Here is a 13319-nt window from a genome sequence, read left to right as displayed (position 1 = left end):
CGGTCTGTCGGTAAGGAGCGGTCCATGTCCACGACTGGTACGCAGGAACGCGCGGCCGGCCTCGGCGTGTTGCTCGCGGCCTGCGTCTCGGCGCTGGTGGTCAACGCCAACACGTCCGCCGTCACCATCCTGCTCCCGGCCATCAGCGAGGATCTGGGCACGCCGGTGGCGACGCTGCAGTGGGCGGTGACCGGCTACATGCTGGTCGGCGCTGCGGTGATCGTCACCTCCGGCGCCCTCGGTGATGTCTTCGGCCGCCGCCGGATCTTCCTGGGCGGCCTCGTCCTGTTCGTCGCGTCCTGCGTGCTGATCGCCCTGTCGACCGGCGCCGCCGGCGTGATCGGCGGCCGGATGATCCAGGGCGCCGCCGGTTCCACCATCCTGGCCTGCGGGATGAGCCTGCTCTCGGTGGACTCGTCGGGTGCCGGGCAGATGCGCGCGATCACCCTGTGGGGTGCGGCGTCGGCGATCGGCGCGGCGGCCGGCCCGCTGATCGGCGGTGTGCTGGTGGGCGCCACCGGCTGGCAGGGCCTGTTCTGGATCGACGCGGCGATCGCCGCGGCCTGCATCCCGCTGACCCTGTTCATGGTCAAGGAGTCCCGCGACCCGGACCGGCCGCGCTCGATCGACTGGCTGGGCACGGTGCTGGTCGCGGTCGCGCTGGTCCCGCTCGTGCTCGCGCTCACCGAGAGCGGCGACTGGGGCTGGATCTCGGTGCCGACCATCTCCTGCCTGCTGCTGTCGGTGGCCGGTGCCGCCGCCTTCGTCGCGGCCGAGAAGCGAGCCGCCGCGCCGCTGGTCAACCTGGCTCTGCTGCGCAACCGGGTGCTGGTCGGCGCCACGCTCGCGATCCTGCTGGTGGCCGGCGCCATCAACGCGCTCATGTACCTGTTCAGCCTCTACTTCCAGGACCCCGCGACGTTCGGGATGACGCCCCTGGAGGCCGGCCTGGCGACGTTGCCCGCGGCGGCCGCGATGATCGCGATCACCCCGCTGATCACTCCGCTCGCGATGAGGATCGGCCCGAGGTGGGCGGTCGTGCTCGGCTTCGGTCTGGCCGCGGTCGGCTCGGTCGCCCTGGTCTTCGTGACGTCGTCCTGGGCCTACGCCGCCTTCGTCCTCCCGCTGATCGCGATCGCGGTCGGTCTCGGGTTCGCCAACGGCCCCGCCTCCTCGGCGTCCACCTCGGCCGTGCCGGCGGAGGAGGTCGGTCAGGCGTCCGGCATCTCCAACATGGCCCGGTACGTGGGCGGGTCGCTGGCGGTCGCGGGGGCGGCCACCGTCTCGACGGCGGTGACCGATGCCCGTACCGCGGCCGGCGAGGGCACCGCCGACGCGCTCGCGGCCGGTCTGGCCGGCGCCTCGGTGCTGCTGGCGATCATGTCGGCCGCCGGTGTCGCGCTGGTCGTGCTGATGGGCCGCCACCGCGCCGGGCACACCCACGCGGTCCACCTGGCCGCCGCGGCAGCCGCCACCAGCCACACCATCCCCACCCAGCCTGTGCCTTCTGGAGGAACACCACGATGACGTTCACCACCAAGGACTTCACCCGTCGCATGGAACGAGCGCTGTCCCATGCGGCCGAGGCCGGGCTCACCGGGGTGCTCGTCACACCCGGGCCCGACCTGGTCTACTTCACCGGGTACCAGCCCACGGCGATCACCGAGCGGATCACGATGCTAGTCCTCGACGCCGACCACGACCCGCATCTGATCGTCCCGGTGCTGGAACGGCCGGACGCCGCTGCCGCACCGGGTGCGGCAGCCGTGACGATCACCGACTGGGCGGACGGCTCCGACCCGTACGCCGCGACCAGCCGCCTGCTCGACCCGCACGGCCGTTACGCGCTGTCCGACTCGGCCTGGGCGATGCACCTGCTCGGGTTGCAGGAGGCGCTGCCGGACTCCCGGTACACATCGATGACCGCCACGTTGCCGATGCTGCGCGCGGTCAAGGACGCCGACGAGGTGCAGCGGCTGGCCTCGGCGGGGGCGGCCGCGGACGCGGCCTACGAGCAGATTCTCACCGTACGCTTCGCCGGCCGCACCGAGACCGAGGTGGGCAACGACCTGGCCCGCCTCCTGCGCGAGCACGGCCACTCCCAGGTCGACTTCACGGTGGTGGGCTCCGGGCCGAACGGCGCCAACCCGCACCACGAGATGGGTGACCGGGTGATCGAGTTCGGGGACACCGTGGTGCTCGACTTCGGCGGGCTCAAGGACGGGTACGGGTCGGACACCACCCGTACCGTCCACGTCGGCCCGCCGACCGCCGAGGAGCTCGAGGTGTACGAGGTCGTGCGGCGCGCACAGCAGGCCGGGTTCGAGGCGGTGCAGCCCGGTGTCGCGTGCGAGGAGATCGACCGGGCCGCGCGGGCGGTGATCGAGGACGCGGGTTACGGGGAGTACTTCATCCACCGGACCGGCCACGGTATCGGCCTGACCACGCACGAGCCGCCGTACATGGTGGCGGGGGAGCGCCGGCCGCTGGTGCCGGGGATGTGTTTCTCGATCGAGCCGGGTATCTACCTGCCGGGGCGGTTCGGTGTGCGGATCGAGGACATCGTGACGGTGACCGAGAACGCCGGGCGGCGGCTCAACAACACCAGCCACGAGATGCGGATCGTCGCGTGAGCCGCCGGTATCGTCTCGTGTCCCTGGCGGCGGCCTGCGGGCTGCTGCTGTCGGTGGCGGCGTGCAACGAGGACGGGAGCATCGGCTCCCTGCCGTCGACACGGCCGTCGATCGACGTCTCCGTGGACCGGACGGCGGACAACGCGCCCACCGAGGAACCGACCCGCACGCAGGAGCCCGAACCGGAGCCGACGCGCACGCAGGAGCCCGAGCCGACCCGCACGCAGGAGCCGGAGCCGACCCGCACTCAGGAGCCGGAGCCCACTCGCACTCAGGAGCCGGAACCCGAGCCGACGCGCACGCAGGAGCCGGAACCCGAGCCGACCGAGACCGAGACCGAGACACCCACTCCGGCGGCGACGTCCAGCTCGGCGGCGGCCGTGCCCGTCGCCGAGGAGGACGACGCCGGCTTCCTTCCCTGGTTGCTCGTGTTCCTGCTGATCGGCGCCGTGATCGCGATTGTCGTGATCAGCCGGTCCCGGCGGGTGGCGGTCTGGGACGCCGAGGCGAGCACGCTGACCAGTGAGACGCGCAACGTGATCGGCGTCCGGTTGCCGCCCGTGCTCACCGCGCCGACCGCCGGCGATCGCGGCCTGGCGTGGCCGCCGGTGCGTGACGACCTGCTCGACCTCTCCGGACGCTGGGGCTCGCTGGCCGCACGATCGGTCGACGACGCTCAGCAGGCGACCGCGACCGGCGCCGCGATCATGCTGCGTGATCTCGTGACGGCCTTCGACGCGGAGAACGAGGCACTGGCCGCCGGGCGGGACTGGCGGATGCTGCGCCCCAAGGTCAATTCCATTCTGGACGCGCTGAACGCGCACCTCAACCCGCAGCCGCTGCCGCCGACGTACCCGGGCCAGGCACCCGGCGGCCCGCCGTCATACCCGAGTCAGGGCCCCGATGGACCGCCGCCGTATCCGGGCCAGGCACCCGGCGGCCCGCCGCCGTACTCCGCGTGACCGAACCCGGCGACCGGACCTGATCACTCGCTGATCGGCCCGTTCGCCGGGTTCTTCACCTGATCACTCACGTATTTCCGTTAATGCCAGAGATCACATTCGAAGACTTCAATGCGCCCCGTGTGATCGTTTACGATCACTTTTCGCGTATCCGCCCGTCCGGGGGTCATACTGCGCCCTGTGCGCAGTTTCGGCCCCGGGTACAGACAGGACGAACGGGGTGATTGATCAATGGATACGCCGCAGCCCCGAACATCGGAGGACTACCTGGTGGCCGGCGCCGGCCGTCCCGGCGTCCCCCAGCCGCACCTGCGGCGTGCCCGGTTGCACGCCCGGCTGAACGAGGGCGCCGGTCAACCGGTGACCGTCGTCCGGGCCGGCGCAGGCTGGGGCAAGACCACGCTCGCCGCCGCGTGGGCCACGGACCGCTCGGACGTCGCCTGGCTGACGCTGCGCCCCCGGCACACCGACGCCGATGCCCTGCGCGCCGGAGTCGCCGCCGCGGTGCGTGCTCTCGGCACCACTCCGCCCGGCGGTGCGGTGCTGGTCCTGGACGACCTCCATCTGCTCGACGGGTTCCCGGCGCAGAAGGATCTCATCGAGCTGATCGCCCGGCCGCCGGCGGGCCTGCGGCTGGTGCTGCTGAGCCGCACCGAACCGGTGCTGCCGCCGGGTGCCCGCCCGGTCGTCGTCAGCGTCGCCGAACTGGCCTTCGACCCCATCGAGTCCGCCGACCTGGCAAACCTGCACCTCGGCGTCGCCGACGACGCCGAGGAGAGCGAGGGCTGGCCGATCGGCCTGTGCCAGGGCGCCCGCGGCGCGACCGACGACTACCTCTGGCGCGAGGTGATCGCCCCGCTGCCCGCCCGGACCCGGCGGTTCATGCTGCGCACCAGCGTCACCGCCGAGACCTGCCCGGCCCTGGCCGAGCCGCTCACCGGACACGCCGACGCCCACGCGGTCCTGCTCGAACTGGAACGCGTCACCGGGTTCCTCACCAGCAGCGAGCTGGAGCACCCATGGTTCCGCTACCACGGTCAGCTCCGCGCCGCGCTGCGCCGCCGCCTCGCCATCGAGACGCCCGACGAGGTGGGACGCCTGCACGCGCTGGCCGCCCGCTGGTACGCCCGCGAGCTCTCCGTCCCCGAGGCGCTGCACCACGCCGCGGAAGCCGCCGACTGGGTCTACCTCGGAAAGCTGGTCGCCGAGCTCGCGGTGACCCGGATCGTCTCCACCGACCGCCGGCAGCTGGCGCTGACAGTGCAGCGGATACCGCCCGAGTTCCTGCCCACCACCCCGGAACTGTCCCTCTGCGCCGCGCTGCTGATGTTCGCCACCGGCGACTTCGAGTCGATCCCGATCTGGATCGAACGCGCCCGCGCCATGCTGGTCGGGCGCCGCCCCGCCGACCGGCTCGCGATCGAGGCCGCGCTGGACGTGATCGAGATCGGTGCGGTGGTCCGGGTACGCGGCCGGATGCCCGCGCTCGTCGCGCTCACCACCGGTGTCCTAGGGCGACTGCGGACCGCGTCCACCGACGAGGTCCCGCTGCTGCACCAGCTCCGCTCCGTGGCCGTCAACAACAAGGGTGTCGGCCTGCTCTGGACCGGCGACCTCGACAAGGCCGAGCGTTACCTGTGGTCGGCGCTGCGCTCGGCTCGCACCACGGGCATCGAGCTGGTCGAGCTCAACGCCGAGGGGCACCTGGCCCTGCTGGCGTACCTCCGGGGCGACCTCGCCACGGCAACCGGCCACGCCGTGTCCGCCCGGGCCCTCGCCGAGCGCCTCGGGCTGGCGGCCACCGTGCAGGCGGCGGCCGGATATCTCACCCTCGCCCTCCTGGAGATCGAGCACGATCGAGCCGCCGGTGCGCAGGAGATGCTCCGGGCCATCCTGCACCAGGAGGCGAGCCCGCCCGAGGCCGCGCTGGCCGTGGTCTCGTCGCTGGTCCGCGTCCTGTTGCTGCGCGCCGGCGGCGACCCGGTCGCGGCGGCGTCGCTGCTGGAGCAGGTACGCCAGGAGGCGCCGCCCGCTCTGGACGCACCACTGATCGAGGAGTGGATGGACCGCCTGGAACGCGAGATCGCCGACGTGCCCCCGCCGGCCGACGCGCCGCCGGAGAAGTTCGCCCTGGCCGAGCCGCTGAGCGAGCGCGAGATCGAAGTGCTCCGCTATCTGCCGAGCGTGCTGACCGCCCAGGAGATAGCCGACGACCTCAGCGTCTCGGTCAACACCGCCAAGGCGCACATGCGTGCCATCTACCGCAAGCTGGGCGCGTCCCGACGCCGGGAGGCAGTGGAGATCGCCCAGGAGCTCGGCTATCTCTGAGGTCGCTCACCCGCTCCAGGCGGCCCAGAGCGTCGCGTAGCGGCCGCCGGCCCGCAGAAGATCCTCGGGACTGCCCTCCTCGACCACCCGGCCCTGGTCGAGGACCAGGACACGGTCGGCGGTCGCGGCCTGGGTGAGACGGTGCGCCACGATCAGCGTCGTGCGCCCCGCCGTGGCGGCCGCCGCCGCGCGCTCCAGATCGCGGGCACCGGAGCTTCCCGCCTCGGCGGTGGCCTCGTCGAGCACCGCCACCTCCGGGTCGGCGAGCACCAGCCGGGCGAGCGCCAGCTGCTGGGCCTGCGCCGCGGTCAGCCGGTGGCCACCCTCGCCGACGTGGGTGTCGAGTCCGCCGGGCAGCCCGCCGTACCAGCCGGTGGCACCGACCACCTCCAGCGCCGCGAGCAGCTCGTCGTCGCCGGTTCCGGGACGGGCCAGCAGCAGGTCGTCGCGGAGCGGTCCGGCGAAGACGTGCACCTCCTGCGAGATCAGGGCGATCCGCTGCCGGGTGCGCGCTTCGCCCAGCGAGGCGAGGGAGACTCCGCCGAGCCGCACGTCCCCGTCCGCGGGCCGGAGGATTCCGGCCGCAAGCGCCGCCAGCGTGCTCTTGCCGGCACCGCTCGCGCCGACGAGTGCGACCCGGGAGCCCGCCGTGAGCCGCAGCGTCACATCCGCGAGCACGACCGGCCCGTCGTCGTACCGATGCTCGGCCACGACCACGTCGAGGCCACCGGAAGCGTCGGGGTCACCGGAAGCGTCGGGGTCACCGGAAGTGGGGTGCGCGCCGGCCGGATTCCCGGTGGACGGCAGCATGGCGACGCCGACCAGGCGGGACAGGCTCGCCCCGGCCTGCAGCACGGTGTCCGACTCCAGGAGCAGGAGCCCGATGGGGTTGAAGAGCCGATGGAAGTAGAGCGCCGCCGCCGTGGCCGCGCCCACCGTCGTCATACCGTCGCGGACCAGCAGGAATCCCGCGATCAGCACCGCCGAGAGGCCGATCAGCTCGGCCCGGTTCATCCGCGACGCGAACCGGGTGTAGATCCGGAAGACGTCCAGCGCCAGGTCCCGGGTGGTCGCCGAGCGTGCGGCGACATGCGCCACGTGGGTTTTTTCGATGCGGTACGCGCGGACGGTCGCCGCACCGCGAAGCGCCCCCGCCAGCGCCTGCGCCCGTTCGCCCGACGCCACCCGTTCGCGCGCGTAGTACGGCGCCGACCGTGGCAGGTACCACCGCAGCGCCAGCGCGTACCCCGGTGCCGCCGCCAGCCCCGCCAGGCCCAGCCGCCAGTCCAGCGCGAACAGCCCACCGGCGGTCAGCACGACCGACAGCATCGCGCCGACGAGGAGCGGCCCGCCGCCGGTGATCGCGGACGCCACCACTGTCGCGTCGTCGCCGGTGCGGGCGATCAGGTCCCCGGTGCCGGTCCGCTCCAGCGTCGCGGACGGCAGGTGCAGTGCCCGGTCCATGACGCGTTCCCGCAGCCGCGCGAGGACCGTCTCGCCCAACCGGGCCGAGACCGCCGCGCCGGCCGCCGTGAGGATCCCGCCGGCGACCGCGGCCACCGCGATCACCCCGGCCCAGTAGCCGACGGTGTCCTCACCCGCGATCACGTCGTCCACAAGTCGCCCGAGCGCCCACGGCGCCACCAGCCCGCTCACCGCCGCCGCCACGAGCAGCGCCGCGGCACCCGCGCTGAGCCCCGGCAGCCGGGCGAACTCCGCCCGGATCGCCACCCACGTCTCCCGCGCCGTGGCGGTGGGCAACAGCGTCCTCATCGCAGCACCGCCTCCCGATAGCGCGGGGAGGTCGCGACCAGTTCCTCGTGCGTGCCCGACGCGGCGATCCGGCCGCCGTCCAGCACCACCACCCGGTCCGCGGCCCTCAGCAGCGCCGGGCTGCTGGTCACCACGAGGGTGGCTCGCGAGCCGCCACCGCGCGCGGCGACGAGCCGTTCCGCGATCAGGGTCTCGGTCACCGCGTCGACGGCCGTGGTCGGGTCGTGCAGGACCAGCACCGGCGGTGCCGCCACGACCGCGCGGGCCAGCGCGACCCGCTGCCGCTGGCCGCCCGAGAGGTTGGCGCCGCGTTCGACGAGCACGTGATCGAGGCCCTCCGGCTCGACGACCTCCTCGGCGGCCGCCACCCGTACCGCGGCCAGCAACGTCGCGTCGTCGGCGCTCGTGAAGGACAGGTTCTCCCGCAGCGTCCCCTCGAACAGCGCGACGTCGTGCTGCTCCACGAGCACGGTCGCGCGCGACGCGTCGAGCCGCAGGGACTCCGCGGGGACGCCGTCGATGAGCAGCGAGCCCTTGTACTCCTCGCGCGGCACGGTTCCGGCCAGCACGGCCAGGAGCGCCTCGGCGTCGCGCGGATCGTGGGCGAGGACCCCGACGGTCTCACCCGCTTCGATCCGCAGGTCGAGGGCGGTCAGCGTCCCGTACCCCAAATCTTGAAGAACGACCCGCTCCGAAGCCGGCGCCGGCGCATTTTGATCACCCGGCTGCAAAGCCGGCGCCGCACGCAGGACCCCGGCCACCCGCCGCGCCGACGCCCGCGCGGTCGCCAGCGCCTGCACGCACCAGCCGAGCGTCTGCACCGGCTCGGCGATGAACTGCGCCAGCCCGACCACCGCGACCAGCTCACCCACCGTGATGTCGCCCTGGAGCGCGAGCCAGCCCGCCGCACCGGTCACCGCAGCCAGGAGCAGGCCGTTCACCGCCGTGGTCAGACCGAGGTGAAGACCCTTCGTGTTGGCCGCACGCAGCGTGTCCGCGAGGGCGTTACGGCTGGCCACCGCGAAGCGACCGGCGGCGTGATGCTGCGCACCGATGCCACGCAGCACGCGCAGGCCGGCGACGAGATCGACAGCGAGGGCGGTGGTCTCGGCCAGGGCCGCCTGCTGCGCGTCACTGCGGCGGGTGAGAAGCGGCGCGAGGCGCTGCAGACCGAAAAGCACCAGGGGTACGCCGACCAGCACGCCCGCGCCGAGCCACGGATCGACCAGGATCAGCGCTGTGGCGGACACGAGCAGCGCGGTGCACGCCGCCGCGGCGAGCCCCACCGTCGGGATCGCCTCGGCGCTGTGGTCGGCGTCCGAGGCGGCGATGCTGAGCAACTCGCCGTCACGCAGCCCGGCGCGACTCCCGCGCGGGTCGAGCGCCCGTTCCGCGATGCCGGTCCGCGCCAGGTGCGCCTCGTGCTCGCCGGCGCCGTACGACAGCCGTGACCCGAACCGCCAGGCCAGCGCCAGCACGGTGAAGAGCAGCGTGAGCGCGGCCAGCGAGAGCAGCAGCGCGCGGGTGTCCGAGGTGGCCACCGCCCGGTCGATGACCACGCCGATGGTGACCGGTACCAGCGCCTCGGTGGCCTGGTGCAGGCAGAGCAGCGCCACCCCGCCGGTAAGCCGGCCCCGCTGGCGGCGCAGGGCCGGGCGCAACAGTCGATCACTCACGCGCCCCGTCCCCGTTCTCGTCTCCTTGCTGCCAGGGAAGGCTAACCTAAGTTGGCGGCCCACCGGCGCCCGGGCGTTCGGCCCAGCGATTATGCTCGGTTGACGACTTTATTTCTGGAGGTGGGAGTCGTGCCGCTGCCCGGTATCGACGCTGTGCTGCTGGACATGGACGGGACGCTGGTCGAGTCGCACGCCGCGGTGGAGCGGGCGTGGAAGGTCTGGGCCGCCGAGTACGGCGCCGACCCCGACGCGGTCCTGGCCGTCGCGCACGGCGCTCCAGCACCCACCACCGCCCGCCGCTTCCTGCCCGACCTGGACGACGACGCCCTCCTGGCCGCCGCGGCCCGTCAGCTGGACCTCCAGTACGACGACCTCTCCGACGTGACGGCCGCCCCCGGCGCCCACGAACTGCTGGCCGTCCTCGCCTCCAGGTCGCTGCCCTGGGCCGTGGTGACCAGCGCCGACGTGCGCCTGGCCAAGGCACGCCTCGGCGCCGCCGGCATCGTCCCGCCGCTGCTCGTCACGGTCGAGGACATCGCCGAGGGCAAACCTGCCCCCGACGGCTACCTGCACGCGGCCGCCGCGCTCGGCGTACCGCCCACCCGCTGCCTGGTGGTCGAGGACGCCGAGGTCGGCGTCGCCGCCGGCCGCGCGGCCGGCGCGCTGACAGCCGGACTCCGAGGCGTTCCCGCCGACCTCCAGATAGCCGACCTCACCGAACTCGCCCGCCTCCTGTAACCGTCACCGCTCCCCGGCCCGGATGTGGTCGGCGAGGGCTGTCACGGCGTCGATGAGCTGGGGGCCGTCGAGCAGGACGCGATCGTTGTGGCCGGCGCCCTCCACCACGACGGTGCCGAGCAGGTTCCCGGCGGCTGACGCCACGGCCGCGCTCTGCCCGGCGGGCACCACCTCGTCCGCCGTTCCGTGGACGACCACGACCGGCGCCTCCACCCGCGAGATCAGCCCCCTCACCGGGAAGCGGTCCCGGAGCAGCCACCCCACCGGCAGCACCGGATAGTGCTCCCGCCCGGCTGCCGCCAGGTCCTCGAACGGCGACCGCAGCACCAGGCCCACCGGCGGGTGCCGCACCGCCAGCGCGGTGGCGACCGCCGCACCCAGGCTCTCCCCGAAGTAGATGATCGGCAGCCCCACCTCCCGGACCAGGTAGTCCCGGGCGGCGTCGGCGTCCCGCGCCAGACCGTCCTCGCTCGGGCTGCCCGGATTCCCGCCGTACCCCCGGTAGTCCACCAGCAGCACCGTCATCCCTCGCCCCGCCAGCGCCCCGGCCAGCGGAAGGCGGCCCGCTCTGCTCCCCGCGTTCCCCGGTGTGACCAGCACCGAAAGCCGCCGATCCGGCACACCCTCGGCCGGCCTCACCAGCCAGGCACCCAGCCGCAGCCCGTCCGCCGTCCGCAGCTCGACCTCTTCCACCCCGGCCACGCCCGCCGGAGCCGCCCGCTCCGGGAAGTAGATCAACCGCCGCTGCGCCGCCCAGGCGACCGCCACGACCAGTACCAGCACGACAAGAAGGATCAACGCACCCCGCACCAGCACCATCCTCCCCACCCCACCATCCTGCCCGCCGCGCGGCCGGACGGGAGTGATGCGGCTGGATGTCACCATGGGCCGGTGATCGAGGACCGGGTGCGGATGCTGGGTTGGCTGCTCGCTGTGGTGGTCGCGCCGTTGTTGTTCCTGCGCGCGGGATACATCGTTCTCGACGACGCCGGGCTCGGATGGTGGCGCGGCGACCGGGTCACGGCGACGGTGATGCGCGGGTCCGGCGATCTGTGGCAGGTCTCCTACAACCTCGACGGCGATCTGCGTGAGGTGTGGACGACGGATCTGACCGGTCCGGTGGCGGTGGGGCGTCAGATCGAGGTGGAGCTGCACCCGGAGTATCCGGACTATGCCGGATCGCCGGAGCCGAGGGATCCGAATGAGCTGCCCGGCACGTTGACGTGGGCCGGAGTCTCGGTGGCGGTGGCGGCAGCGATCCGCTGGTACTTCCGGGGACGCGAGCGGCCGGTCGAGCGCCGGCCCCTGCCTCGGCCCAGCACCAGGGCCCGGCGGTCCCGAAGGCGTCGTTAGGCGGGGGCGCGGGTGGGCATCAGCTGCCAGAGGTGGTGGGACCAGCCGATGTCGGCGGTTCGCAGGGTGTCGAGCCCGGCCGAGGCCAGCAGCGCGGTCATGGCGGCCACCGTGCGCCGGCCGCTGCCGAAGGCGCAGCGCAGTTTGAGGTCGTGGCCCAGCTCGTCCGGGTCGGTGTCGACGGGTGGGCGGCACTCCTCGACCACCAGGACCTCGGCGCCGGCTGGGAGCGCCGCGGCGAACTCGGACAGCAGGTGGCGGGCGTCGTCGTCGTGGAGCCAGTCGAGGGCGCGGACCAGCAGATGCAGCGCGCCCTCGCGGACCGGGATCGCGCCGGAGGTGGGTATCAGCTCGGTGCGGGCGGCCACCGGCGCGTCCAGGATGCTGTCGCGCAGCAGGGGCAGGGCGGACGGCGGTGCGGCCAGACTCAGCTCGATGCCGGGGTGGGCCGCGGCCAGGGCGTTCAGGACGACGCCGGCGCCGTGACCGGTGGCCGCGACAGCGCGTACATCTTCGAAGTGATGCCCCGACAACAGCGACGGCACCGCCCAGATCGTCGCCTCCTCGATCGCGTTGCGCGCCGCGCCGCCCAGCCCGGTGTCCTTCTCGAAGGTCGCGCGCAGCGCGGCCGACGCACGCCCGGTGCGCACCGTCTCGAGAAGGCCCAGCAGGGAGAGGTCGAGTTCCGCGTCCGCGCCGGTGAGGTGATATTCGTCGGCGTCCTCGAGAAGTTCGTCGCCGAGCTCGCCCAGGCGGAAGCGACCGTCCTCGACGGCCAGCACGTCGAGCGCGGCGAGGTAGGACAGGAGCAGGTCCAGCGTGGACGGGTCCGCACCGGTCTCGCGGGCGAGCAGGTCGCGGTTGTCGGCGCCGAGGTGGATCAGCTCGATGAGCCCGAGCGTGACGGCGGCCCGGACGGCGAGGCCGGGCGTGAGATCAGTCAGCTCGTGCAGGCGCTCGTGCGGCTCCTCCAGGGCGGCGCTCCGCCGCCAGTATCCGGTGACGTCGATCTGGTTGACCGGCAGCCGGGACCGCAGGTAGTGCCGCAACGGCTTGATCGCACCGGCCTCACCCGCCACCCAGGCGTAGACCGTGCCGTCCGGCCACGGCAGGGCGGCGACCTCGTCGGCGAGCGAACCGGCCGGCACCCAGGTCACCGACACGTCGGCGGAGGTCGGCAGCTCCTGGCGGCGGTCCTCGGCGGAGATCTCGACGAACACCGCGGCCCGGGTCCCGGCCGGCATCTCCCGCAGCCAGCGCCGGATCGCCGGCAGGGCGGTCTCGTCGCCCGCGGCGAGGATGAAGTCGGCGCCCGCCGGGTGGCTGCGGGACATCTTCGGCCCGGCCATCCACAGGGTGTCGCCGGGCTTGGCGCGCGCCGCCCAGGTCGCCGCGGGACCGTGGCCGTGCAGGACGAAGTCGAGGTCCACCTCGTCCGGTGTGACCCGGTGCGGGGTGTAGTCCTTCGCGATGGGGCGGGCGCCGACCGGCCAGTCCAGGCTGGCTACCGCCTGGAGGGGCAGAACTGGCCGGTCGGCGCCCCGCGCGGCGAAGAAGAGCTTGACGTGGTCGTCGAAGCCCTCCGATCGCAGCGCAGGCAGATCCAGCCCGTCCCGGTGGAACACTCCGAGCTGCGGGCCCCCGACAGTGATCCGGCGAGTCCCCGGGTTGACCCCGGCGACCCGTAACACGGTCAATTCCCGCAGCACGACCGGGAACGTCACAGTCGATCGAAGCTTTCGGCTGGACACCCGAGCGAGGGTAACGGCGTTTGTCCGGTTCTGATCCAACTGAGGAACCGACCGGTCATTTCGACAGCGCGGGCTCATAGGTTAGGGTCACCTAACTTCAAGGAA

The 13319-nt window shown here is 73.2% G+C and carries 10 protein-coding genes; 6 read left to right on the top strand and 4 right to left on the bottom strand.

Going from position 1 to position 13319, the window contains the following annotated elements; translation table 11 throughout:
- Window positions 1–24: 24 nt before the first annotated feature.
- From AB0M02_RS14285 to AB0M02_RS14270, 4 genes are all read left to right on the top strand, one after another.
- Complete coding sequence (locus AB0M02_RS14285; protein WP_364226161.1) at window positions 25–1527, top strand: MFS transporter; 1503 nt, start codon at window positions 25–27, stop codon at window positions 1525–1527.
- The gene (locus AB0M02_RS14280) at window positions 1524–2633 is read left to right on the top strand and encodes an aminopeptidase P family protein (RefSeq protein ID WP_364226159.1); all 1110 of its coding nucleotides are present in this window, start codon (window positions 1524–1526) and stop codon (window positions 2631–2633) included. Before AB0M02_RS14285 ends, AB0M02_RS14280 begins: the two co-directional genes overlap by 4 nt.
- A complete protein-coding gene (locus AB0M02_RS14275; protein ID WP_364226156.1) occupies window positions 2630–3595 on the top strand; it encodes a hypothetical protein in 966 nt (321 codons plus the stop codon). Before AB0M02_RS14280 ends, AB0M02_RS14275 begins: the two co-directional genes overlap by 4 nt.
- A gap of 231 nt (window positions 3596–3826) precedes the next feature.
- On the top strand, window positions 3827–5923 hold the full coding sequence (locus AB0M02_RS14270) for a LuxR C-terminal-related transcriptional regulator (RefSeq protein ID WP_364226154.1): 2097 nt from the start codon (window positions 3827–3829) through the stop codon (window positions 5921–5923).
- A gap of 6 nt (window positions 5924–5929) precedes the next feature.
- Here AB0M02_RS14270 and AB0M02_RS14265 read toward each other — a convergent pair whose 3' ends face one another.
- Both AB0M02_RS14265 and AB0M02_RS14260 read right to left on the bottom strand, forming a co-directional pair.
- Entirely contained in the window at window positions 5930–7696 is a 1767-nt protein-coding gene (locus tag AB0M02_RS14265; RefSeq protein WP_364226151.1) for an ABC transporter ATP-binding protein, read from the bottom strand.
- The gene (locus AB0M02_RS14260; protein ID WP_364226148.1) at window positions 7693–9372 is read right to left on the bottom strand and encodes an ABC transporter ATP-binding protein; all 1680 of its coding nucleotides are present in this window, start codon (window positions 9370–9372) and stop codon (window positions 7693–7695) included. The genes AB0M02_RS14265 and AB0M02_RS14260 overlap by 4 nt, the downstream gene beginning before the upstream one ends.
- A gap of 129 nt (window positions 9373–9501) precedes the next feature.
- Here AB0M02_RS14260 and AB0M02_RS14255 point away from each other — a divergent pair, with 129 nt between their 5' ends.
- On the top strand, window positions 9502–10110 hold the full coding sequence (locus AB0M02_RS14255) for an HAD-IA family hydrolase (protein WP_364226145.1): 609 nt from the start codon (window positions 9502–9504) through the stop codon (window positions 10108–10110).
- Window positions 10111–10113: 3 nt separating this feature from the next.
- On the opposite strand, the gene AB0M02_RS14250 is transcribed toward AB0M02_RS14255, so the two are convergent.
- Window positions 10114–10929 (bottom strand): alpha/beta fold hydrolase, encoded by an 816-nt coding sequence (locus AB0M02_RS14250; RefSeq protein WP_364226142.1) that lies wholly within the window; start codon window positions 10927–10929, stop codon window positions 10114–10116.
- Window positions 10930–11001: 72 nt separating this feature from the next.
- Here AB0M02_RS14250 and AB0M02_RS14245 point away from each other — a divergent pair, with 72 nt between their 5' ends.
- Window positions 11002–11463 (top strand): hypothetical protein, encoded by a 462-nt coding sequence (locus tag AB0M02_RS14245; RefSeq protein WP_364226140.1) that lies wholly within the window; start codon window positions 11002–11004, stop codon window positions 11461–11463.
- Here AB0M02_RS14245 and AB0M02_RS14240 read toward each other — a convergent pair.
- Complete coding sequence (locus AB0M02_RS14240; RefSeq protein WP_364226137.1) at window positions 11460–13214, bottom strand: siderophore-interacting protein; 1755 nt, start codon at window positions 13212–13214, stop codon at window positions 11460–11462. The two genes, AB0M02_RS14245 and AB0M02_RS14240, sit on opposite strands and share 4 nt — an antisense overlap.
- Window positions 13215–13319: the final 105 nt, after the last annotated feature.

It is taken from the genome of Actinoplanes sp. NPDC051861 (genome assembly GCF_040681145.1).
In the GTDB taxonomy this organism is placed as follows: domain Bacteria; phylum Actinomycetota; class Actinomycetes; order Mycobacteriales; family Micromonosporaceae; genus Actinoplanes.
This window is presented reverse-complemented; position numbering and strand designations above follow the sequence as displayed.

Coding starts and splice junctions, on each gene's coding strand:
- AB0M02_RS14285 (WP_364226161.1), top strand. CDS start 25: ATGTCCACGACTGGTACGCAGGAACGCGCGGCCGGCCTCGGCGTGTTG.
- AB0M02_RS14280 (WP_364226159.1), top strand. CDS start 1,524: ATGACGTTCACCACCAAGGACTTCACCCGTCGCATGGAACGAGCGCTG.
- AB0M02_RS14270 (WP_364226154.1), top strand. CDS start 3,827: ATGGATACGCCGCAGCCCCGAACATCGGAGGACTACCTGGTGGCCGGC.
- AB0M02_RS14265 (WP_364226151.1), bottom strand. CDS start 7,696: ATGAGGACGCTGTTGCCCACCGCCACGGCGCGGGAGACGTGGGTGGCG.
- AB0M02_RS14250 (WP_364226142.1), bottom strand. CDS start 10,929: ATGGTGCTGGTGCGGGGTGCGTTGATCCTTCTTGTCGTGCTGGTACTG.